19 protein-coding genes are annotated in these 21754 nt (G+C 65.6%); 13 read left to right on the top strand and 6 right to left on the bottom strand.

Translation table 11 applies throughout. The features are described from left to right. Positions 1-2 precede the first annotated feature (2 nt). The 13 genes from AOP74_RS04020 to AOP74_RS03960 are packed head-to-tail and all read left to right on the top strand — an operon-like array spanning position 3 to position 15562. The gene (locus tag AOP74_RS04020) at positions 3-680 is read left to right on the top strand and encodes an NADH-quinone oxidoreductase subunit C (protein ID WP_061961894.1); all 678 of its coding nucleotides are present in this window, start codon (positions 3-5) and stop codon (positions 678-680) included. After that, positions 677-2020, top strand: a complete 1344-nt coding sequence (locus tag AOP74_RS04015; RefSeq protein ID WP_061961031.1) for an NADH-quinone oxidoreductase subunit D — start codon at positions 677-679, stop codon at positions 2018-2020. The genes AOP74_RS04020 and AOP74_RS04015 overlap by 4 nt, the downstream gene beginning before the upstream one ends. After that, complete coding sequence (nuoE, locus tag AOP74_RS04010; RefSeq protein ID WP_061961030.1) at positions 2017-2670, top strand: NADH-quinone oxidoreductase subunit NuoE; 654 nt, start codon at positions 2017-2019, stop codon at positions 2668-2670. Before AOP74_RS04015 ends, nuoE begins: the two co-directional genes overlap by 4 nt. After that, on the top strand, positions 2667-3995 hold the full coding sequence (gene nuoF / locus AOP74_RS04005) for an NADH-quinone oxidoreductase subunit NuoF (protein WP_061961029.1): 1329 nt from the start codon (positions 2667-2669) through the stop codon (positions 3993-3995). The genes nuoE and nuoF overlap by 4 nt, the downstream gene beginning before the upstream one ends. Next, the gene (locus tag AOP74_RS04000; protein WP_061961028.1) at positions 3992-6481 is read left to right on the top strand and encodes an NADH-quinone oxidoreductase subunit G; all 2490 of its coding nucleotides are present in this window, start codon (positions 3992-3994) and stop codon (positions 6479-6481) included. The genes nuoF and AOP74_RS04000 overlap by 4 nt, the downstream gene beginning before the upstream one ends. Then, positions 6481-7833 carry an NADH-quinone oxidoreductase subunit NuoH gene (gene nuoH, locus AOP74_RS03995; RefSeq protein WP_061961027.1) on the top strand — a complete coding sequence of 451 codons (1353 nt, stop codon included), beginning with the start codon at positions 6481-6483 and terminating at the stop codon, positions 7831-7833. Before AOP74_RS04000 ends, nuoH begins: the two co-directional genes overlap by 1 nt. Further along, positions 7826-8512: an NADH-quinone oxidoreductase subunit NuoI gene (gene nuoI, locus AOP74_RS03990; protein WP_061961026.1), complete on the top strand. Its 687-nt coding sequence runs from the start codon at positions 7826-7828 to the stop codon at positions 8510-8512. Before nuoH ends, nuoI begins: the two co-directional genes overlap by 8 nt. After that, positions 8505-9308, top strand: a complete 804-nt coding sequence (locus tag AOP74_RS03985) for an NADH-quinone oxidoreductase subunit J (protein WP_061961025.1) — start codon at positions 8505-8507, stop codon at positions 9306-9308. Before nuoI ends, AOP74_RS03985 begins: the two co-directional genes overlap by 8 nt. Further along, positions 9305-9604 (top strand): NADH-quinone oxidoreductase subunit NuoK, encoded by a 300-nt coding sequence (gene nuoK / locus AOP74_RS03980; protein WP_061961024.1) that lies wholly within the window; start codon positions 9305-9307, stop codon positions 9602-9604. Before AOP74_RS03985 ends, nuoK begins: the two co-directional genes overlap by 4 nt. Positions 9605-9607: 3 nt before the next feature. Beyond that, on the top strand, positions 9608-11488 hold the full coding sequence (gene nuoL, locus AOP74_RS03975; RefSeq protein ID WP_061961023.1) for an NADH-quinone oxidoreductase subunit L: 1881 nt from the start codon (positions 9608-9610) through the stop codon (positions 11486-11488). Between the two features lie 3 nt (positions 11489-11491). Beyond that, positions 11492-12985 carry an NADH-quinone oxidoreductase subunit M gene (locus AOP74_RS03970; RefSeq protein WP_061961022.1) on the top strand — a complete coding sequence of 498 codons (1494 nt, stop codon included), beginning with the start codon at positions 11492-11494 and terminating at the stop codon, positions 12983-12985. After that, positions 12982-14562, top strand: coding sequence for an NADH-quinone oxidoreductase subunit NuoN (gene nuoN, locus AOP74_RS03965; protein ID WP_061961021.1), 1581 nt, complete (start codon positions 12982-12984; stop codon positions 14560-14562). Before AOP74_RS03970 ends, nuoN begins: the two co-directional genes overlap by 4 nt. Before the next feature lie 4 nt (positions 14563-14566). Further along, positions 14567-15562: a polyprenyl synthetase family protein gene (locus AOP74_RS03960; RefSeq protein WP_061961020.1), complete on the top strand. Its 996-nt coding sequence runs from the start codon at positions 14567-14569 to the stop codon at positions 15560-15562. 349 nt (positions 15563-15911) lie between these two features. On the opposite strand, the gene rarD is transcribed toward AOP74_RS03960, so the two are convergent. The 6 genes from rarD to cysD form a co-directional block, all read right to left on the bottom strand. Next, positions 15912-16850 (bottom strand): EamA family transporter RarD, encoded by a 939-nt coding sequence (rarD, locus tag AOP74_RS03955; RefSeq protein ID WP_236683711.1) that lies wholly within the window; start codon positions 16848-16850, stop codon positions 15912-15914. Between the two features lie 174 nt (positions 16851-17024). Next, positions 17025-17606: a GNAT family N-acetyltransferase gene (locus AOP74_RS03950; RefSeq protein ID WP_061961893.1), complete on the bottom strand. Its 582-nt coding sequence runs from the start codon at positions 17604-17606 to the stop codon at positions 17025-17027. A 159-nt stretch (positions 17607-17765) separates the two neighbouring features. Continuing rightward, positions 17766-18599 (bottom strand): ABC transporter permease, encoded by an 834-nt coding sequence (locus AOP74_RS03945; RefSeq protein WP_082095980.1) that lies wholly within the window; start codon positions 18597-18599, stop codon positions 17766-17768. Next, positions 18586-19389 carry an ABC transporter ATP-binding protein gene (locus tag AOP74_RS03940; protein ID WP_061961017.1) on the bottom strand — a complete coding sequence of 268 codons (804 nt, stop codon included), beginning with the start codon at positions 19387-19389 and terminating at the stop codon, positions 18586-18588. The genes AOP74_RS03945 and AOP74_RS03940 overlap by 14 nt, the downstream gene beginning before the upstream one ends. Then, on the bottom strand, positions 19390-20829 hold the full coding sequence (locus tag AOP74_RS03935) for a sulfate adenylyltransferase subunit 1 (protein ID WP_061961016.1): 1440 nt from the start codon (positions 20827-20829) through the stop codon (positions 19390-19392). Beyond that, positions 20829-21746: a sulfate adenylyltransferase subunit CysD gene (cysD, locus tag AOP74_RS03930; protein WP_236683710.1), complete on the bottom strand. Its 918-nt coding sequence runs from the start codon at positions 21744-21746 to the stop codon at positions 20829-20831. The genes AOP74_RS03935 and cysD overlap by 1 nt, the downstream gene beginning before the upstream one ends. Positions 21747-21754 lie beyond the last annotated feature (8 nt).

Here is a 21754-nt window from a genome sequence, read left to right as displayed (position 1 = left end):
AGATCCAGCCGGTCGAGGCGGAGGGGCGTGAACCACTCACACTCATCAACGTCCGCGAAGGACTCTTTGGCGCCAAGGGCGACACCTCCGGTTTTGACGGACTGGTCAAGCCCGTCCAGATGCCCGGCGCGTCTGAGCGTCCCTACGGCGAATGGTTCGATGGCGTCGTCGACGTCCTGACCGAGTTGCTCGGTGACAAGGCCGACGAAGCGATCGAGTCCGTCGTGGTTGACCGCGACGAGCTCACGCTCTACATCGCCGCCAAGCACCTCGCGGAGGTTGCTCAGCACCTGCGCGACGACCAGGACCTGCGTTTCGAAATGTGCCTGGGCGTCTCCGGTGTGCACTACCCGGCAGACAAGGGACGCGAGCTTCACGCCGTGTACCCGTTGCAGTCGATTACGCACAACCGTCGCCTGCGCGTTGAGGTCGCGATCGATGAGAACGATCCCCACATCCCGTCGCTGTGCGCGATCTATCCGATGAACAACTGGCACGAGCGCGAGACCTGGGACTTCTTCGGAATCATCTTTGACGGACACCCGTCGCTGGCACGCATTGAGATGCCCGACGACTGGGTAGGCCACCCGCAGCGTAAGGACTACCCGCTGGGCGGCATCCCGATCGAATACAAGGGCGCAGAAGTACCTTCGCCCGGCGAGCGGAGGCAGTACCGATGAACAACCCCACCGCACAGGCCACGGGCGCGATTCCCGAAGACGCCGACGTCCCCGAGTACAACGTCTACGGAGCTGACTGGTCGGAAACGGTCGAAGAGGCCATCCGTCTGGGCCAGCAGCGCATCGTGATGAACATGGGTCCGCAGCACCCGTCCACGCACGGCGTGCTGCGCGTGATGCTGGAAATCGAAGGCGAGACCGTCACGGAAGCCCGTGCCGGCATCGGCTATCTCCACACCGGTATCGAAAAGAACATGGAGTACCGCACGTGGACCCAGGGCGTGACGTTCTGCACCCGTATGGACTACGTCGCCTCCATGACCCAGGAGCTCGCATACTGCCTCGGCATTGAGCGCCTGCTGGGCATCACGGACGACATCCCTGAGCGCGCCTCGATCCTGCGCGTGCTCATGGCGGAACTGACCCGCATTGGCTCGCACCTGGTCGCCATCGGCACCGGCGGTAACGAGCTGGGCGCGACCACGATCATGACGACCGGCTTCATTGGTCGCGAAGAGACCTTCAAGGTCATCGAGATGATCACGGGTCTGCGCACCAACAACGCTTACATCCGTCCCGGCGGCGTGGCCCAGGGCCTGCCCGAGGGCGGCATTGACGCACTGCGCGCGATGATCCCCGAGGTGAAGCTGCGTCTGGACGAGCTCGTCGAGCTCCAGATGGAAAACCCGATCCTCAAGGGACGCCTTAAGAACGTCGCGAAGGTGGACCTGCCTGCCGCGATGGCGCTCGGAATCACCGGGCCCATTCTGCGTGCGACTGGTCTGCCATACGACCTGCGTAAGTCCGAGCCCTACTGCGGCTACGAGACGTACGACTTCCAGGTTCCTACCTCGACAGACTCCGACGCGTGGGCCCGCATGGTCCTGCGCATGGAGGAGTGCTACGAGTCGCTCAAGATCGTCGAGCAGTGCACCGACCGCCTCGAAAAGCTTGGAGACGGCCCCGTCATGGTCGCCGACAAGAAGATCGCGTGGCCTGCACAGCTGTCCATCGGTGGCGACGGCCAGGGCAACTCGCCCGAGCACATCCGTCACATCATGGGCGAGTCGATGGAAGCGCTGATTCATCACTTCAAGCTGGTGACCGAGGGCTTCGATGTCCCTGCTGGCCAGGTGTACCAAGCCATTGAGGGTCCCAAGGGTCTGCTCGGCGTGCACCTCGTGTCCGACGGCGGAGCCAAGCCGTGGCGCGCGCACTTCCGCGACCCAGGCTTCAACAACCTGCAGGCGCTGTCGATCATGACTGAGGGCGGCCAGGTCGCCGACGTCGTGGTCGCCATCGCGTCGATCGACATGGTCCTGGGAGGCGTTGACCGATGACCTACGACGCAGACACCCTCGCGCAGCTGCGCAAGGACGCCGACGAGATCCTGGACCGCTACCCGGTCAAGCGCTCGGCGTTGCTGCCGCTGCTGCACCTCGTGCAGTCGGTAGACGGCTACGTGAGCCCCGACGGCATCGGCTTCTGTGCTGAGGCCGTCAGCCTCACCAGTGCCGAGGTCTCCGCTGTTGCGACGTTCTACACCCAGTACAAGCGCCGTCCCAACGGTGAGTACCAGGTGGGCGTGTGCACCACGGCGCTGTGCGCGACGATGGGCGGCGACGAGATCTGGCGCCAGCTGTCCGACGAGTGCGGCGTGGGCCACGACGAGACCACGGCGGACGGCAAGATTTCGCTTGAGCGCATCGAGTGCAACGCTGCCTGCGACTACGCACCCGTGATGATGGTCAACTGGGAGTTCTTCGACAACATGACGCCCGACCGCGCGTTGCGCGTCGTGGACGACATCCTCGAGGGACGCGACGTGAAGCCCACCCGTGGCTCGAACAAGGTGTCCACGTTCAAGGAGACCGAGCGCGTGCTCGCCGGCTTCGAGGACGGCAAGGTTGACGAGGACCAGGGCGTGGGCGACCCCACGCTGGTGGGCCTCAAGATTGCTCGCGAGCAGGGTTGGGAGGAGCAGCGATGACCGACCTCACCCCCGTCCTGTCGGCGACTTGGGACGCTCAGGAGTCCTGGAAGTTGTCGACCTATGAAGACCACGGCGGCTACCGTGCGCTCAAGAAGGCGCTCGGCATGGACAAGGCTGACATCATCCAGGCCGTGAAGGACTCCGGTCTGCGCGGTCGTGGCGGTGCGGGCTTCCCCACCGGCATGAAGTGGGGCTTCCTGCCCCCGGACGACGGCGGCCCCCGCTACCTCGTCGTCAACGCCGATGAGTCCGAGCCCGGCACCTGCAAGGACATCCCGACCATGCTGTCGGCCCCGCAGGTCCTGGTCGAGGGCGTGGCCATCACGTCCTTCGCCATTGGCTGCAACCACGCCTTCATCTACGTGCGCGGCGAGGTCACTCACGTGTACCGCCGCCTGCTGCAGGCTGTGCGCGAGGCGTATGCCGCCGGCCACCTCGGCAAGAACATTCACGGTTCTGGGTTCGACTTGGACGTCACCGTCCACGCCGGCGCTGGTGCCTACATCTGTGGTGAAGAGACCGCGCTACTGGATTCCCTCGAGGGCCGCCGCGGTCAGCCGCGCCTCAAGCCCCCGTTCCCTGCCGTCGCAGGTCTCTACGCCCGTCCCACGGTCGTCAACAACGTCGAGTCCGTGGCCTCCGTGCCCGCGATCATCGACCGCGGCGTTGACTGGTTCACCTCGATGGGTACCGAGCGCTCCAAGGGCATGGGCCTGTTCTCCCTGTCCGGCCACGTCGAGCGCCCCGGCCAGTACGAGGCCCCGCTGGGCATCACCCTGCGCGAACTGATCGACATGGCAGGCGGCATTCGTGCTGGCCACCAGCTCAAGTTCTGGACTCCCGGCGGATCGTCCACGCCCATCTTCACCGATGAGCACCTGGACACCCCGCTGGACTACGAGTCCGTGGGCGCCGCCGGCTCCATGCTCGGAACCCGCGCCCTCCAGATCTTCGACGAGACCACCTGTGTGGTGCGCGTCGTGACCCGCTGGACCGAGTTCTACAAGCACGAGTCCTGCGGAAAGTGCACCCCGTGCCGCGAGGGCACCTTCTGGCTCACTCAGATCCTCAAGCGAGTTGAGGGCGGCCAGGGCACCGAGGCAGACATCCAGCAGCTGCTGGACACCTGCGAGTCCATCCTGGGCCGCGCGTTCTGCGCACTCGGCGACGGTGCGACTAGCTGTATCTCCAGTTCCATCCAGTACTTCCGGGAGGAGTTCGAGCAGCACATCGCTGAGGGCGCCTGCCCGTTCGACCACTCCGCCGCGGCGTTGTTTGACTACGACGCCCCCGCGAAGGCCACCGAGGAGGCTCACGCATGACCTCGACCGCGGACAAGGCCACCACGCAGGCCGTCGAGACCGTCTCGCTGACGATCGACGGCGCCGAGGTGACCGTGCCCAAGGGCACCCTCATCATCCGTGCCGCTGAGCAGGTCGGTATCGACATCCCGCGCTTTTGCGACCACCCGTTGCTGAAGCCCGCCGGCGCATGCCGCCAGTGCCTGGTGGATGTTGCTGCTCCAGACCGCGAGGGCAACGTTCGTCCGTTCCCCAAGCCGCAGGCCTCGTGCACCATGACGGTGATGGACGGCATGATCGTCAACACCCAGCACTCCTCGGACACGGCTGCGAAGGCACAAGAGGGTGTGATGGAGCTCCTGCTCATCAACCACCCGCTCGACTGCCCGGTGTGTGACAAGGGTGGCGAATGCCCCTTGCAGAACCAGGCCATGAGCAACGGCCGTACCGAGAGCCGCTTCATCGACGTGAAGCGCGTATTCGAGAAGCCGCTGTCGCTCAGCTCGCAGATTCTGCTGGACCGCGAGCGCTGCATCCTGTGCCAGCGCTGCACCCGCTTCTCGAAGGAGATTGCGGGAGACGCGTTCATCGATCTTCAGAACCGCGGTGCGATGCAGCAGATCGGTACCTTCAACGAGGACGTCCTGGAGTTCGACGGCTACGAGCCCATCGGCGTTGCCGCTGAGGACGAGTCCGGCCGTGCTTTCTCCTCGTACTACTCGGGCAACACCATCCAGATCTGCCCGGTCGGCGCGCTCACCAGCGCCTCGTACCGCTTCCGTTCGCGTCCGTTCGACCTGGTCTCGAGCCCCGGAATCTCGGAGCACGACTCCTCGGGCGCCGCGATCCGCACGGACCACCGCCGCGGCAAGATCCTGCGCCGCCTCGCGGACAACGACCCCGTCGTGAACGAAGAGTGGATCACCGACAAGGACCGTTTCGCCTTCTCGTGGCAGAACCTGAACGACCGCATCACCCGCCCGCTCGTGCGTGGCGAAGACGGCGAACTGCACGAGTCCTCGTGGCCCGACGCGCTCGCCGCTGCAGCCAAGGGTCTGCGTGCTGCCATTACCGGCGACGAGGCTCAGGGCGCCGCAGTGCTTCCCGGTGGCCGCGTCACACTTGAGGACGCCTACGCGTACCAAAAGTTCGCCCGCACGGTCCTCGGCACCAACGACGTCGACATCCGCACCCGCACCGCGTCCGACGAGGAGCAGGACTTCCTCGGCTCGTCGGTGGCCGCAAAAGGCATGGGCGTCACCTTCGCCGACCTTGAAAAGGCTCCCGCCGTGCTGCTGGCCGGCTTTGAGCCCGAGGATGAGGGCGGCATCGTCTTCCTCCGCCTGCACAAGTCGACAGGCAAGCAGCAGGTCTTCTCGATCGCGCCGTTCCTGACCCGCGGCGCCGAAAAACTCAACGCGACGCTCCTTCCCACCGCCCCCGGCGGCGAGGGCAAGGCGCTCGCCGCCGTCAAGGGCTCGACGGACGCCGCCGAGGCCCTCAAGGAAGACGGCGCCATCATCGTCGTAGGTGAGCGCCTGGCCGGATCGCCCGGAGCGTTCACGCAGGCGCTCGCGCTGGCCAAGCGCACCGGCGCAAAGCTGGCGTGGATTCCCCGTCGCGCCGGTGAGCGTGGCGCGCTCGAAGCGGGAGCCCTCCCAGGCTTGCTGCCGGGTGCCCGTGCGGTGACCGAAGCATCGGCCCGTACCGCCGTTGCTCAGGCTTGGGGCGTTGACTCGCTTCCCGAGGCCGCTGGTCGCGGAGCTGCGCAGATCATCGCCGATGCCGAGGCCGGCAAGGTGGACGCGCTCATCGTGGGTGGCGTCACCCCATCGGACCTCACTGGTGACCTGCAGGCCGCAATCGAGCGCACGCCGTTCGTCCTGTCGCTTGAGGTTCGCCGATCGGAGGCTGCTGAGGCCGCCGACGTTGTCCTCCCCGTCGCACCGCCGTCGGAGAAGTCCGGCACCTTCGTGAACTGGGAAGGCCGCCTGCGCGGTTTTGCCACGGCGCTGAAGACCGACGCCATGAGCGACCACCGCGTGCTCGACATTCTGGCTCGCGAGCTCGGAGTGCACCTCGGCACCGGCACGGTCGCTGAGGTTTCGCAGCAGCTCGGTTCGCTCGGTGCCGCGGCCGCCAAGGAGCGCCCCGCCGCTCCCAAGGTGGACGCCCCCAAGGTGGACGCCAAGCCCGGCGCTGAGCTCATCCTCGCCGCCTGGCACCAGCTGGTCGACGAGGGCGCCCTCCAGGATGGCGAGCCCTACCTTGCAGGAACGGGCCGCACCTCGGTCGCGCGCTTGTCTCGCAAGACGGCCGATGCCGTGGGCATCCAGGATGGCTTGGTCACGGTGTCGACGGAGTTCGGATCGCTCGAACTTCCCGTCGCGATCACTGACATGATCGATGGCGTGGTGTGGGTGCCGGCGAAGTCGCCCGGCTCATGGGTCGCGCAAGAACTCGGCGTTGAGCCGGGTGCGCGCGTCACCGTCAAGGGAGGCATCTGATGTTCACCAACCTGCTGACAGCAGTGGACCCGGTCGCCGTGACGACCGAGGCCCTGGCGGATGACCCGTTGTGGGTGCCGATCGCCAAGGCCGTATTCCTGCTGATCTTCCTGCTGACGAGCGTGCTGTTCGCGGTGTGGTTTGAGCGCCGCGTCATCGGTCGCCTGCAGTTGCGCCCCGGCCCCAACCGTTTGGGTCCGTTCGGCCTCCTGCAGTCGGTGTCCGATGCGATGAAGCTGCTGTTCAAGGAAGACATCACCGTGCGCGCGGCAGACAAGGTGCTGTACATCGCAGCCCCCATGATCTCCGTGTTCTGCGCGTTCTTGATCTTCGCCGTGATTCCGTTCGGCCCCGTGGTGGACATCCCCTTCACCGACGAGTCCACGCCGATGATGCTCACAGACTTCCCGGTCGCCGTGCTCTACGTCCTCGCGTGTGCCGCGCTGGGTGTGTACGGCATCGTCCTGGGTGGTTGGGCCTCGGGCTCGACGTACCCGCTGATGGGTGCCGTCCGCTCCACCGCACAGGTGATTTCCTACGAGCTGGCCATGGGCCTGTCGCTCGTCACCGTGTTCCTCCTGTCGGGAACGATGTCCACATCGGGCATCGTCGCCGCGCAGGATGACCGCTGGTGGATCTGGCCGTTGTTCCCGGCATTCATCATCTACGTGATTTCCATGGTCGGCGAGACCAACCGTCTGCCTTTCGACCTCCCCGAGGCAGAGGGCGAGCTGGTCGCCGGCTTCATGACCGAATACTCCTCGATGAAGTTCGCCTGGTTCTTCCTCGCCGAGTACATGAACATGATCAACGTGTCCGCTGTGGCAGCCACCCTGTTCTTGGGAGGTTGGCATGCGCCGTGGCCAATGGATTGGGTCGGAGGGGAGTTCCTCAACTCCGCCTGGCTTGGCCCCGTATGGCTGATCCTGAAGATCTGGGCACTCATGTTCTTCTTTGTGTGGGTCCGCGGTTCGCTCTTGCGATTCCGCTACGACCAGTTCATGAAGTTCGGCTGGAAGGTCCTGATCCCCGTGGGTCTGGGCTGGCTCGTGTTCTTCTCCGTGGGTCGCCAGATCTTCGACTCATGGGGCCGCGACCTCGCCGTGTACGACGCGGTGGCCGGACTTGTCGGCATCCTGCTGACGATCTCCGTGATCAGCTTCATCAAGGATGCCAAGGAATCTAAGAAGCCGGAAGAGACAGAACCGGAGCCAGAGGTGCTCGACGCCTTCGCTGGCGGCTACCCGGTTCCGCCACTGCCGCACCAGACCCTGCCCCCCTCACCTCGATCGGGTCGCACCGTTGAGGCGAGCGCCAGCCGAGCCGCCACCGAAGGAGGCGACGATGACTGACTCTGACGACGTCTGGAAGGTCAACCGCGAACGCGACGGTGAAAACCAGAAGTTCGTGTCGAACTTCCCCGAGCCTGGACCGGTCGGCAAGGTGTTTGCGCCGGTCGCCGGATTCGGCGTGACCATCCGCAACTTCTTCAAGCCGACCGTGACCGAGCAGTACCCGGAAAAGCGCGACACCGCGATGCCGCGCTACCACGGCCGTCACCAGCTCAACCGCTACGAGGACGGGCTAGAGAAGTGCATTGGCTGCGAACTGTGTGCGTGGGCGTGCCCCGCGGACGCGATCTACGTCGAGGCCGACTCGAACACCCCGGACGCGCAGTACTCGCCAGGTGAGCGCTACGGCCGCGTCTACCAGATCAACTATTTGCGCTGCATCTTCTGTGGTCTGTGCATCGAGGCGTGCCCCACGCGTGCACTCACGATGACCAACGACTTCGAACTCGCGGGCCCCACCCGTGAAGGACTCATCTACGAGAAGCAGGATCTGCTCGCGCCCCTGTCCGAGGGTCAGCTCGACGCACCCCACCCCATGGTGCCCGGCACCACGGACGACGACTACTACAAGGGTGACGTCACCCAGGTAGTGGACGAGCAGGTGGCATGGGTTCGCGAGAACCGTCCCGAGGAGCCCACCCTGCCGGAGAACCGAAAGGCGGAAACCGCCCGTGGTTAACGAGGTGCTGTTTTGGACCGTGGCACTCCTCACGGTCATCCCGTCGCTCGCGCTGATCTTCGCCAAGCGCCCTGTGCACATCGCGATGTCGATCGTGCTTGTGATGGTGGGCCTTGCCGCCGCTTACGTCGGCATGGGCGCGCCATTCCTTGGAATGGTGCAAATCGTCGTCTACACCGGCGCGGTCATGATGATGTTCCTATTCGTGCTGATGCTCGTAGGCGTGGACAACGCTGAGGACCTGCGCGAAACCATCAAGGGTCAGAAGTGGATCGCGTTCGCCGCCGCCGGCGGTTTGGCGATTCTGCTGATCGCCGTCATCGGTGACGCCACGATTGAGCCCCGCACGGGCGACGTTGTGGGTAACCCCGAAGAGATCGCGATGGTGCTGTTCAGCGAGTACGTCCTCGTGATGGAGGTGCTGGGCTTCCTGCTCATCACCGCCGCCGTCGGCGCGCTCGTCCTGACCCACGTGCCGCGCCTCACGCCGCGTCGCACGCAGGTCGAGCTCCAGGCCGCTCGCGTGGCCGCCGGTGCCGACCCGGTCAACAAGCCGATGCCCGGTGTCTACGCCCGCCACAACGCGCTTGACGTTCCGGCACTTGACCCCGAGGGCAACCCCATCGAGGACTCGGTCTCCCGTGTCCTCGAGGTGCGTCACCAGACGCAGGACGGCGCGGAGTTCCGCGCCCAGCTTGAGGACACCGACAACCCCGACCATGAGGCCCGTCCCCACGGTGCCCCGTCGCGCGATTCCGATACGCGCAACACCCGTGAAGGGGAGGAGCCCAAGTGACCGCGATGAGCTTCGTGTACCTCGCCGCGATCCTGTTTGCGATTGGCGCGGCCGCAGTGCTGCTGCGACGCAACGCGATTGTGGCTTTCATGGGCGTTGAGCTGATGCTGAACGCCGCCAATCTTGCGCTCGTCGCCTTCGCGCACATGTATGCCGAACTCGACGGACAGATCATGGCCTTCTTCGTGCTCGTCGTTGCGGCGGCCGAGGTCGTGGTGGGTCTGGCGATCATCATCGCCCTGTTCCGCGCACGTCAGACCATCTCGCTCGACGAGCCCGCCGAGCTGAAGGGGTAAGGGATGCAGTCACTGATCTGGCTCGCCATCGCCATTCCGCTGGCAAGCGCAGCGTTCCTGCTGCTTGCTGGCAAGAGGGCCGATGCGTGGGGTCACTGGGTAGGAGTGGTCGCCTCGTCCGCGGCATTCCTCGTGGGAGCCGGAGCGCTCCTCGAGATGCTGGGACAAGACGCCGCCAACCGCGCCACCACCGTGACCTTGTGGGAGTTCATCCCCGGTTCCGACCTGAGTGTGAGCGCCGGCCTCCTGCTGGACCCGCTGTCCATCACATTCGTGATGCTCATCACCTTCGTGGGCACACTTATCCACCTGTACTCGGTGGCATACATGGAGCACGACGTCGCACGCCGTCGCTTCTTTGCCTACCTCAACCTGTTCATCGCGGCCATGTTGCTGCTGGTGCTGGCTGACTCCTACCTCCTGCTGTTCTTTGGCTGGGAGGGCGTGGGTCTTGCTTCGTACCTGCTCATTGGCTTCTGGAACTTCAAGGACGAGTACGCCACTGCCGCGAACAAGGCGTTCGTCGTCAACCGCATCGGTGACATCGGCCTCATCATCGCGATGGGAATGATCTTCGCCGCGTTCGGTTCGCTCGACTTCGCCACGGTCTTCGCGCAGGCACCGGAAGCCTCGACCGCAACCCTTACCGGCATCGGCCTGGCTCTGTTGCTTGCCGCCTGCGGAAAGTCTGCGCAGTTCCCGCTGCAGTCCTGGCTCGGTGACGCCATGGCTGGCCCCACGCCGGTCTCCGCGCTGATCCACGCCGCGACAATGGTGACGGCGGGTGTGTACCTGATTGTGCGCTCCGCCCCCATCTACAACGGTGCCCCTGACGCTCAGCTCGTGGTCGCCGTTGTCGGTGCCATCACCCTGCTGCTGGGTGCGTTCATCGGTATGGCCAAGGACGACATCAAGAAGGCGCTGGCCGCCTCGACGATGTCGCAGATCGGTTACATGATGCTCGCCGCGGGTCTGGGACCCATCGGTTACGCCTTCGCGATCTTCCACCTGGTCACGCACGGCTTCTTCAAGGCCGGCATGTTCCTGGGTGCCGGATCCGTCATGCACGCCATGAACGACACCGTCAACATGCGCCGCTTCGGTGCACTGCGCGGCGTCATGGTCATCACGTGGGTGACGTTCGGACTTGGCTGGCTCGCCATCCTGGGTGTCCCGCCGTTCTCTGGCTACTGGTCCAAGGACAAGATCATCGAGGCCGCCTTCGTCGGCGAGGGCTGGCAGCCCTGGGTCCTCGGTGGCGCGGCCCTCGTGGGTGCGGGTATGACCGCGTTCTACATGTCGCGACTGTTCTTCATGACATTCCACGGCAAGGCGCGTTGGGAGGACGACATGCATCCGCACGAGTCGTCGGCCCTCATGACCGTGCCCATGATGATCCTGGCTGTCGGGTCCGCCTTCCTGGGTCTGTTCCTCGCAACCGGTGACAAGTTCACGCACTTCCTTGAGCCCGTCACCGGCCACGCAGAGCACCACGATCCGGTGATCTCGATTCCGGTCATCATTGGTCTGACGCTCGCACTGGTCGCTGTTGGCACCGTGCTCGCCTGGATGCGTTACGGCCGCGCGGACGTGCCCGTCGAAGCTCCCGCTGGATCGCTCGGCACCATCACAGCGCGCAACGACTTCTTCCAGGACTCGGTCAACCGTGCGGTCTTCCAGCGTCCCGGACAGCACCTCACCCGGACCCTGGTCTACGCCGATGCCACCATCGTGGACGGCGCCGTCAACAAGCAGGCTCGCGGCTGGGCTCGCTTGGGTGAAGCGTCACGCAAGCTGCAAACGGGACAAGCGCGCTCTTACGCCGCGACCATGCTGGTCGGCGTGATCGTCATTGCTCTCATCATCGTGGTCGGGGGTCTCTAAACCGTGTTTCCTTACCTGACTGTCCTGATCGCGCTGCCCGCAGTGGGCGCGGCCGCGCTGTGGGCGTTGCCCGCATCGGCCCGCTCCAAGGCGCGCCAGATCGCACTGGGCGTCACCGTCATCGAGTTCGCACTGTTCGCCGTCATGGCGCTGCAGTTCGACAAGGCCGATGCTGGTGCCATCCAGTTCTCCGAGACGTATTCGTGGATTCCGCAGATTGGCGCAAGCTGGGCTTTGGGCGTCAGCGGCATCGGCCTGCTGATGGTCGGCCTCGCCGCGATTCTGGTGCCGCTGGCAATGATGTCCGGATGGCGCGACGAGACTGACGCGACGCGCATCCGCAACTACATGGCGCTGGTGCTCCTGAGCCAGGCGTTCATGGTCGGCATCTTCGCCGCGCGCGACGTCTTCTTGTTCTACGTCCTCTTCGAGGCCATGCTCGTGCCCCTGTACTTCCTCATCGGTGGATTCGGTGGCGCTCAGCGACGCTACGCCGCGGTGAAGTTCCTGCTGTACTCGCTCGTCGGTGGCCTCATCATGCTGGTCGCCGTCGTCGCGCTGTACTTCGTGGGCCCCGGTGGCGAGCAGGCCTTCCTGATCGACAACCTCACCGGCATCGAGATGTCCGCCACCACGGAGCGACTGCTGTTCCTTGGCTTCTTCATCGCGTTCGCGATCAAGGCGCCCATGGTTCCGCTGCACACGTGGCTGCCCACCGTGGCAGAAGAGGCACCGCCCAGCACCACCGCGCTCCTCGTGGCCGTGCTGGACAAGATCGGTACCTTCGGCATGATCACGCTGTGCCTGGTGATGTTCCCGAACGCCTCCCAGTGGGCGGCGCCGGTCATCATCGTGTTCGCGGTGATCTCGGTCATCTACGGCGCCCTGCTGGCAATCGGCCAGAAGAATATGCTGCGCCTGGTGGCGTTCACCTCGGTGAGCCACTTCGGTGTGATGATCCTCGGTATCTTCGTGTTCCAGCCCACCGCCATGGAAGGCGCGGCGCTGTACATGTTCAACCACGGACTGTCGACGGCCGCACTGTTCTTCCTGGTGGGCTTCCTCATCAAGCGCACCGGCTCCGCGGAACTGTCCACGTACGGCGGCCTGCAGCGTGTGGTGCCGATCTTCGCTGGCAGCTTCCTGATTGTCGGTATGTCGGCCGCAGCCCTGCCTGGTCTGTCGCCGTTCGTGTCGGAGATCATGGTGTTCATCGGCGCCTACCCGGTCGCGAAGGTTGCGGTCATCGTGTCCGCGATCTCCGTGGTTCTGGCAGCGCTGTACATCCTGCTGACTTACAAGAAGGTCTTCACCGGCCCCGAGGTTCCCTCGCTCGCCGGCACCAAGGACCTGAGCCTGCGAGAGAAGCTGGCTGTGTGGCCGCTGATCATCGCGATGCTGGTGCTGGGCTTCGTGCCCGGTCTGGCCATCGACTACGTGAGTGCACCATCGGCTGACGCCGTGGCCCACGTTCAGCTAGAGGAGGCGAACGCGTGAACTTCGTGACCCCCGAGATCGCTTGGGCTCCACTGACGCCCATCCTGATCGTCCTGGGCACCGCCGCGGTGGCCATCCTGATCGAGGCGTTCATCAAGTCGCCGGCCACGCGTCGCACGGTGCAGCTCACGGTGACGATCGGCGCTTTGCTGGTCGCGCTCGGCTTCGTGATCGTGCAGTGGGTTGGCCTTGACGGCTCCGCTGGCGATGTCGTGATGACCGGCAAGATCACGGTCGATGCTCAGTCGCTCGCGTGGCAGGCAATGCTGCTCGTCTTCGGAATCCTGGGCGCGCTGCTGTTCGCGGCCCGCACCTCCGATGGTGAGGATGCCTTCACGCCCCTGGGCTCCGTACCTCCGGGCTCCACCAAGGAGCGCCTTGCACGCCGTGCGGGCCTCAAGGTGACCGAGGTCTTCCCGCTGCTGCTGTTCGCAGTGGGCGGCATGATGCTCTTCACCTGCATCACGGATCTGATCTTCCTGTTCGTGGCGCTGGAGCTGTTCTCGCTGCCGCTGTACATCATGGTGGCGCTGGCACGCCGACGCCGCCTGCTGTCGCAGGAAGCCGCGCTGAAGTACTTCCTGCTGGGCGCGTTCTCCTCCGCGATCTACCTGTTCGGTGCCGCACTCGTTTACGGTGCGACCACGCAGATCGACCTCGAGTCCATTGGCATCGCGATCGACTTCATCCCCAACCGCGACGGCATGCTCCTCGCGGGTGCGGTGATGGTGGTCGCTGGTCTGATGTTCAAGATCGGAGCCGCGCCGTTCCACTCGTGGGTCCCGGACGTTTACCAGGGTGCCCCCACCCCGGTTACCGCGTTCATGGGTGCCGCCACCAAGGCGGCCGCGACGGCCGCGCTGGTGCGGGTCATGTACCTGGCGTTCTACCCGCTCGAGTGGGAACTGTCATGGATGTTCTGGGCCGTGGCCATCACGTCGATGATCATCGGAACGCTCGCAGCACTGGTGCAGACCGATATCAAGCGCATGCTCGCTTACTCGGCTGTGGCTCACGCCGGATTCATCCTGGTGGCGTTCGCCGGCCTCACGCCGGAAGCGCTCGTCGCCTTGCCGTTCTACCTCCTCACCTACGGTCTTGCGACCATCGGTGCCTTCGCGATCATCACGCAGGTGCGCGAACGTGCCGAGGATGGCGGAATCGGTGCCGAGGCCGTGCGCCTGGGCCAATGGGCCGGGCTGGGCAAGCGCTCACCGTTCCTCGCCGGAGCGATGGCACTGTTCCTGCTGTCCTTCGCTGGAATCCCGCTGACCGCAGGATTCATCGGTAAGTTCGAGGTCTTCTCCGCTGCGATCGCTGGCGGCGCATGGCCGCTCGTGCTCGTTGCTGTGATCGCTTCGATGGTGGCCGCGTTCTTCTACGTTCGCCTCATTGTGCTGATGTTCTTCACGGATGCCCCCGAGGGCGCCGACGAGGCGATTGCAGTCGAGACCGAGACCCTCACGCGCGTCGTGATCGGTATCACCGCGGCAGCAATTGTCATCCTGGGAATCCTGCCCTCGGGCGTACTGAACATCTTCGAAAGCGCCGCACACCTTCTGGTGAGCGCGGGCTGATCTGATGTCACTTCCTCTGGGCAGCACTGAGCTCGACGAGATCCTGACCCCGCGTCTGGAGATCGTCGAGGAGCGCCTCCGCGACGCGGTGGGGCAGGCGGACTCGCTTGCCGATTCCACGTCGAAGCACCTCGTCAACGCTGGGGGCAAGCGACTGCGTCCCATGCTGACGCTGCTCACTGCGCAGCTGGGAGACGGCGCGCGCCCGGAGATCGTCGAGGCGTCCGTGGTGGTCGAACTGACCCACCTCGCGACGCTCTATCACGACGACGTCATGGACTCCGCGCCCACGCGGCGCGGTGCTCCCGCGGCTCATGAAGTGTGGGGCAACTCGGTCGCGATCCTTACGGGCGACCTGCTGTTCGCCCGCGCCTCGCGCGTGGTGGCTGGGCTGGGTCCGGAGGCCGTGCGCATTCAGGCGCAGACCTTCGAGCGCCTGTGCCTGGGTCAGCTCCACGAGACCGTGGGTCCGCAAGAGGGCGACGACCCCGTCGAGCACTACATTCAGGTGCTCGCCGACAAGACCGGGTCGCTCATCGCCACCTCGGCTCGATTTGGCGCGCTGTTCGCGGGCTGCGACCCCATGACCGTCGAGCGGGTCACCCGCTATGGCGAGCTGGCGGGCGTTGCCTTCCAATTGGCCGACGATGTGATCGACGTACGCTCCAGCGCCGAAGAGACCGGCAAGACTCCCGGCACCGACCTCCGTGAGGGCGTGCCGACAATGCCAGTTCTGCTTTTGCGTGAGCGCATCGCCGCCGGTCGCGGCACAGCCGACGATGAGAAGCTCCTCGCTGACATCGACGGTGACCTTACGTCCGATGAGGCGCTCGCAGATGTTGTGGGCCGCCTCGCCGTGCATTCGGTGGTTGACGAGACCAGCGCCAAGGCGCGTGAATGGGCGGTTCGCGCTTCCGAGTCGGTCGCGCCGCTGCCCGATGGTGCCGTCAAGGACGCGCTCAATTCCTTCGCGGACGCCCTGGTAGCCCGAGCCGCCTAACCACGCGCCGTGCTCTTTCCCCTGGCCGTACATACTCGGCGGGGTTTCGGCGCCCGCGGCCTCCTGGCCGTAACTCTGCGGTGATGTCCCGCGCCTGTTCAGCACCGGTGTGGCGGATCTCGAGCACGTGCCCGTCACGTCCGCTACGTCCACCAGGTCAGTCCTCGCCGCCGCACATCGTCAAGAATCTGCGGTGAGCCGCACCGGGTCCACGCAGCCCCGAACGGGACGACAAACCTGACCCACCTGACCGCAGATTCTTCACGGGCATCCACGGCGAGAAAGGCATACCTGAAGACGCGGGCCTGAACGGCTGACCAGTCAACCGCGGCTGCGAAGGCTGGCGCGGTCACACGGGCTCGGCTGGCTCCACCCGAGCCTCGGCCTTTCGTGGCCTACGCCGCCACCCGTCGACCGTGAGAATCACCAACGCGATCCACACGAGCACGAACCCGATCCAGCGCGAGACCGGCATCGGCTCGCCAAAGTGCCACACGGCCAGGATGAACATCATGGTGGGGGCGATGTACTGCAGCAGCCCGGTCACGAAGAGGGGCAGCCGGCGCGCGCCAGCGGCAAATAGCAACAGCGCCCCCGCGGTGAACAGTCCCGTCGACATCATCAGCAGATCGTGCGACAGTCCAAGCCCGTCCGCGCCGCGGTGCCCAAAGGTGGTCTGGCCCGCGCGCTCCAGAAAGACGATGGCGATGAGCCCTAGGGGAGCGAGCACCATCGTCTCGACGGTGAGGCCAGTAAGGGCATCGACCTTGCCGCCCACCTGCTTCTTGAGAAGCCCGTAGAGCCCAAAGGACACGGCCATGATCAGGGACAGCCACGGCACTTCGCCCATGCCAACACCAATGACGATCACGGCGCCGGCCGCGATGCTGATGGCGACTATCTGGGCGCGGGTGAGACGCTCCCCCAAGAAGATGACGCCCAACGCAACCGTGAACAGCGGGTTGATGTAATAGCCTAGCGACGCCGAGTTCACGTGATCGGTCACGACCGCATATACGTACGCCAGCCAGTTGATCGACACCACGAGAGCAGCTGCGGCGAGGATCAGGACGGTTCGTCTGGAGGTGAGAACGGTCCGCAGTCGCTTCCACCCGCGCACAATTGCCACCGCAATCAGGCACACCACCAGCGACCACACCGCACGGTGCGCGGTGATCTCCACTGCACCGGCAGGCTTGAGGGCTGCCATGAGTAGGGGAAACAGTCCCCACATGAGGTAGGCACCGGCGCCAAACATCAGGCCCGAGCGGGAGAGAGGTGCGTTCACGGGACGAGTCTGTCACCCAATTGGATAGCGAAGGGCCGATGCCGTGGTCGCCGGGGCATTGAGGGGCCAGTCGGCAGTCAGGTGGCGGGTTCACCGCACTCACGCGCCGGGAGGACCTGAGCCCGATTTCCGTGCCACGCACCGGCGTCCTGCACTACTGGGACGCGGGTGCGCTCACACTTCCCGGCGCATGATGACGCGCGGATGCCCCCCGGCCGCGGACTTAGTGTCACTGGCAAACTCAAACCCGTGCCGTTCGAACAGCGTACGAGTCCCCACGTAGGCGGACGTCGTGTTCATGCGGGCGCCACCGGTGTCGGAGGGGTATCCCTCGATGATGGTGGCACCGTGAGTGCGAGCGAACTCCACCGCGCCATCCAGCAACGATCCCGCCACGCCTTGCCGTCGATGACCCGCGCGGACGACAAAGCACACCACGGACCACACCGGCTGATCGTCGACGTGGGGAATCACACGAGACTTCACCAGCCGGTGATACGACGAACGAGGAGACACGGAACACCAGCCCACAACTTTGTCGCCGTCGTATGCGAGAACTCCGGGCGGCACTTCAGCGGAACAGAGCTCGCGCGCGACATCCGCACGCGCACTAGCCGGTTGGCCTTTGACGCGCGGGTCGCCCGAACTGATCCGCATCGATAGGCACCAGCAGGAAGGTGTGTCGACGCTCTTGGGCCCGAGCATGGTGCGCACGTCATCCCAGCGGGAGGCGGTTGCGGGTTCAACGTGGATCATGAAGACAGCGTACGACGAGGGTCTGACAGAATTCCCGCCAGCCCGCGCGAACGTGCCGGTGGGCACTGAGGGCCACATGCAGCGATTCCAGTGACACTGATTGCCTACCGAGGCGGAATCAACTGCGATGACGGGCCGATGCTTGGATCGGCAACGCGGTTAGTGCGGCAGCCCTGTGTCCACCAGGCCACGCGAGACGCGCAGGCGGTGCTGCACCTTGGCGAACACCAGGCGGTCCACGATCAGTGTGAAGGCCAGCACGATCATGATGGTCGCCATCATCTCGGTGAGGTCGCCCGTCTCGCGTGAACGGTCAATCACGTCGCCAATCCCGGTGCCGGACAGCGCGCCGGAGAAGATCTCACCTGCGACGAGGCAGCGGAACGCGATCGACCAGCCCAACTCCAAACCGGTCATGATGCCCGGAAGAGCCGCTGGCAGGACGACGTGACGCAGCAACGTCCCGCCGTCGGCGCCATAGGTACGCCCCGCACGGATCAGCAGCGGCGGCACATTGGCGACAGCGGAGCGAGTGCCGAGCATGATGGCCGGCATCGCGCCGATCGACACCACCGCAGCGAGCGACCAGGGCGAGGTGCCGAGAACGACAGCCGCGACCGGGATCCACATCGACGTCGGCATTCCCTGCAGCGCTGCCAAGTACGGCGACAGTCCGCGGTCCAACCAGCGCTTGGAACCGAGCAACAGCCCCAGAGCCACGCCGCCGACGGCCGCGATCACGAAGCACACGCCCATGAACAGGGTGATGCGCCCAAAGATCGAGAACAGCTCACCGTCGGAGGCCATCCGGGCAAGCTCCGCCGCCGTGTCACCCGGGCCGGGCAACGTGTCGACGAACAGTGACAGCACCGCCCACACAACCACCAGTACCAGGCCGGTGATGAGAATGGGGGCCGATGCTTTCCACCAGGGGGCCTGCGACCTCGCCTGAACGCTCTGCTCGGTCGTCAGCTCCACATCAGATCGAGACATACGAGTCACCACCCTCGCGTGGGGTGGTGATGCCGAGTTGGTCGGCCTCGTCGAGCAGTCCGCGGACCTTGTGCGCGAGCGCAACGACGCGCTCCGACTCGACGACACGGGGCCGGTTCAGGGCAACGGGAACGTCACCGATGATGCGGCCGGGGCCCGAGGACAGGACGATGACGCGGTCACCGAGCGCAATCGCCTCACGGACGTTGTGGGTTACGAAGATGATGGTGGTTTCCGTGTCCGCCCACAGTTCCTGGAGCTCGACGTGCAGGCGGTCGCGCGAGGGTGCGTCGAGTGCGGAGAACGGCTCGTCCATCAGGAGCACTTGCGGCTTCATGGCGAAGGCGCGGGCCAACGCCGCGCGCTGACGCATGCCGCCAGAGAGCTGGTGCGGGTGGAGTGAGGCGGCATCGGTCAGACCGACCTTGCCCAGCCACTTCGCGACGCGTGCTTCACGCTCGGCCTCGGGGATGCCGGCGTTCTTGAGGCCAAATGCGACGTTGTCCGCGACGGACATCCAGGGAAACAGCGCGTGGTCCTGGAAGACCATCACGCGGTCCAGCCCGGGTCCCTTCACCGCGGCGCCATCGACGGATACCGCACCGCGCGCCGGGCGGGTGTGCCCGGCAACGAGGTCCAACAGGGTCGACTTTCCGCATCCTGACGGTCCCACGACACACACGAACTGCCCGGGCTCAATGTCCAGGGTGATGCCGTCCAGCGCCAAGCGGGCACGCTCGCGCCCAGGGAACGCCTGGGCGACGTCGGTGAGGGATACGGATGCGCTCATCTAGATCGAGATATACGACTCATCCGCGGTGCCAGGCACCTGCGCGCGGGCCGTGCCTGCCGCCAGGGTGTTGCCATCCTGGGGGTCCAGCAGGCAGAAGGCGCCCGTGCGGCGGTGGTTGCCGTAGTCCTCGACGGCCAGCGGCTGAGCCAGCTGAAGCGACACCACGCCGATGTCATTGAGCTGCAGCTCGTGGCCCTTCGCGATCGAGGAGTCCAGCGTTCCGCCCGGGAGCGAGATGTCGAGGATGCCGTCGATCGTCGTCACCATGGCCTGCACCACCGCGGAGCCGTGCTGCACGAGCACCCGGTCGCGCACGCGCAACGGACGGTCGGTGAGCCAGGCCACGTGGGCGTGGAACGTCTTGGTGGACTCGGTGGCGTCGGACGCAGAGGACAGCAGGTCTCCACGCGCAATGTCGACTTCATCAGCCAAGCGCACCGCAACGGACTGGCCCGTGTGTGCCTCGTCGAGCGGCCCGGTGGCCGTGTCGATCCCGGCAACCGTGGTGCGCTTGCCCGAGGGCTGCACCACGACCTCATCGCCCACACGAATCGTGCCCTCGGCGACCTGACCGGCGTAGCCGCGGTACTCGCGGTACTCCTCGGACACGGCCGCATCCTGGGGACGCAACACAAGCTGTACGGGCAGGCGCCAACCGATCTCCTCAGCCGCAGCATCGGCCCTCCCGGGGTGCGTCACCCCGTGACGGTGAGCCGCCGCAAAGGCGTCCGCGCCCTGGTCGATCGAGGGGACAGTCTCCAGGATCTCGAGCACCGTGGGGCCCTCGTACCAGGGGGTGTTGTCGGAGCGCTCGGCAACGTTGTCGCCGTTGAGTGCGGAGACGGGAACGCAGATGACGTTGGGCAGGCCCAGCGACTCGGCGTGCGTCTGCACGTGCTGCGAGATCGAGCGGAAGGGCCCGGACGCGTAGTCGAGCAGGTCGATCTTGTTAACCGCGATGATCACGTGCGGAACCCGTAGCAGTGCCGCCACCGCGAGGTGGCGCTTGGTCTGCTCTACGACGCCGTAACGGGCGTCGATCAACACGACCAAAGCATCGGCCGTCGACGCTCCGGTCACCGTGTTCCGGGTGTACTGCACGTGCCCGGGGCAGTCCGCGAGGATGAAGGTGCGGCGCGGGGTCGAGAAGTAGCGGTATGCGACGTCGATCGTGATGCCCTGCTCGCGCTCGGCGCGCAGGCCGTCGGTCAGCAGCGCCAGGTCGACTTCCTCGGAGCCGCGCTCCTTGGACACGCGCTCGACGGCCTCGTAGGCATCGGCGAGGATCGACTTGGTGTCGTGAAGCAGGCGGCCCACGAGGGTGGACTTGCCGTCGTCGACGGAACCGGCGGTGGCGAAACGCAGCAGCGAGGTGCGGGTCGTGTCAGGCACGCCCGCTGAATCGAGGGCGTCCGTGGTCTGGGGTGCGGCACTCATTAGAAGTAGCCCTCCTTCTTGCGATCCTCCATGGCCGCCTCGGACATGCGGTCATCGGCGCGGGTTGCGCCTCGTTCGGTGATGCGGGTGGAGGCGACCTCGGCGATCACGTCCTGAATGCTGACGGCGGGGGACTCGACCGCACCGGTGCACGAGGCGTCGCCGACCGTGCGGTAGCGAACCGTGCGCTTCTCGATCACGTCGGTGTCGCGCACGCGGACGCTGTCGTGGGGAGTGAGCCACATCCCGTCGCGCTGGAAGACCTCGCGCTCGTGCGCGTAATACAGAGGTGGCAGCTCGATGCCCTCGGCCTCGATGTAGCGCCACACGTCCAGCTCGGTCCAGTTGCTCAGCGGGAACACGCGGACGTGCTGGCCGGGCAGGTGGCGAGGGTTGTAGAGGTTCCACAGCTCGGGGCGCTGATTGCGCGGGTCCCACGCGCCAAACTCGTCGCGCAGCGACACCACGCGTTCCTTGGCACGGGCCTTCTCCTCGTCACGACGCGCGCCGCCAAAGACGACGTCGTACTTGTGCTCGGTGATGGCGTCCAGCAGCGGCACCGTCTGGAGTGGGTTACGGGTCCCGTCGGGGCGCTCGCGGAGGCGGCCATCGTCGATGTAGTCCTGGACCTTGGCAACTTGCAGGCGCAGGCCCAGCTTCTCGACGGTGCGGTCGCGGAACTCGATGACCTCGTCGAAGTTGTGGCCGGTGTCCACGTGCAGGAGCTCGAAGGGCACCTTGCCGGGCCAGAACGCCTTGGTCGCCAGGTGCAGCACCACGACGGAGTCCTTGCCGCCGGAGAACAGCAGTACGGGCTTGCGGGCGGTGCCCACGGCCTCACGGATGATGTGGATGCCCTCGGCCTCGAGCGAGTCGAGGGTGCTCAGGCGCGCGGGGGCTGGGGTGTCAGTCGTCACGAATTCCT

It is taken from the genome of Demequina flava, assembly GCF_000975035.1.
Taxonomy (GTDB): Bacteria; Actinomycetota; Actinomycetes; order Actinomycetales; family Demequinaceae; genus Demequina; species Demequina flava.
The sequence above is the reverse complement of the archived record's forward strand: the minus strand, read 5'-3'. Positions and strand labels throughout refer to the sequence as shown.